Annotated in this window: 1 protein-coding gene; it reads left to right on the plus strand. The window is 75.6% G+C overall.

Going from position 1 to position 513, the window contains the following annotated elements; translation table 11 throughout:
* The coding region (locus FJV41_RS55465; protein ID WP_181791554.1) for a CoA transferase at window positions 1–513 on the plus strand (513 nt) is incomplete at both ends.

Below are 513 nucleotides of genomic sequence, written 5' to 3' on the forward strand. Positions count from 1 at the left end.
GCGATGCGCCACCCCTGCCCCTCCCGGCACTGGCCGGATCGCAGCGGCCGCTGTCGGGCGTGCGCGCGCTCGACCTGACGCGCGTGCTGGCCGGCCCGGTCGCCGGCCGGGCGCTGGCGGGGCTGGGAGCGGACGTGATGCTGGTCAACGGCCCGCACCTGCCCAACATCGACGCGATCGCGGACACGAGCCGGGGCAAGCGCTCCGCGCTGGTGGACCTGCGCACCGATGGCGGCCAGGACACCCTGCGGCGGCTGGTGGACGGCGCCCACGTGTTCTCCCAGGGCTACCGGCCCGGCGGGCTCGCGGCACGCGGCTTCTCGCCCGAGGCCCTGGCGCAGCGGCGGCCGGGCATCGTCTGCGTGTCGCTCACCGCCTACGGCACGCAAGGGCCTTGGGCCGATCGCCGGGGCTTCGATTCGCTGGTGCAGACGGCCATGGGCTTCAACCATGCCGAGGGCGAGGCGGCAGGCAACGGCACGCCGCGCGCGTTGCCGATGCAGATCCTCGACC

Origin of the sequence: Myxococcus llanfairpwllgwyngyllgogerychwyrndrobwllllantysiliogogogochensis (assembly GCF_006636215.1) — a bacterium.
In the GTDB taxonomy this organism is placed as follows: Bacteria; Myxococcota; Myxococcia; order Myxococcales; family Myxococcaceae; genus Myxococcus; species Myxococcus llanfairpwllgwyngyllgogerychwyrndrobwllllantysiliogogogochensis.